General features: G+C 42.9%; 1 protein-coding gene. It reads left to right on the plus strand.

Annotated features, from left to right (window positions below):
* Nucleotides 1–116: 116 nt before the first annotated feature.
* Nucleotides 117–680, plus strand: a 564-nt coding sequence (gene bcsG / locus R7R78_RS26640; protein WP_406707403.1) for a cellulose biosynthesis protein BcsG, incomplete at its 3' end; no start/stop codon positions are given.

Here is a 680-nt window from a genome sequence, read left to right on the forward strand (position 1 = left end):
CGCTTTTACCACAAGCACTTAAAACGCTCGCGCTATTTTGAGCTAGATACATCAGCCACTAACACCAAGAAGCTTAAGTAATGACATAGCATTCTCATGACTCTACCCCCTTCACTATAGGATTGGGCTGGTGGAACATTTACTTTATCGCAAAAATAGCGCTCTATTTTCAGGGAATCATCGATTTCCATCCAATGGAAAACTTTGCGCTGTTGATCTTCATCCTGCTGCCAATCTCGATGAAAAGCCTAAATACGGTGCGTCATATCGTTGTATTTGTCGCCGCAGCGTGGCTCTTGCATTACGATTCTTATCTCCCTCCGCTAGACCGTCTTTGGGCTCAAGCGGGACAATTAATGCAGTTTGAATTGAGTTATCTGGTCGAACTTTTGGGACGATTTTTATCATTCCAAGCAATTCTCGGATTGCTCGCTTTGTGTGGTGCGTACTTTATTTTGAGCAAGTTCGTTAGAGTTTCAGTCTTTGTGGTTATTGCTATGATCTATATAAGTATGCCAATGACGACGGAACTTCCGACAACAGTGGCTGCAGAAGTAACTCAACAACAGCCACCAACCGAGGTTACTGCTAGCAAACAACCTCAAATAACGGAAATTAACGATGCAAGTCTCAACACGTTAACTGCAGATTTCTTTTCTAAAGAAGCTTCTCGACGTGTG

The sequence above is a fragment of the Vibrio sp. 2134-1 genome (assembly GCF_033339495.1).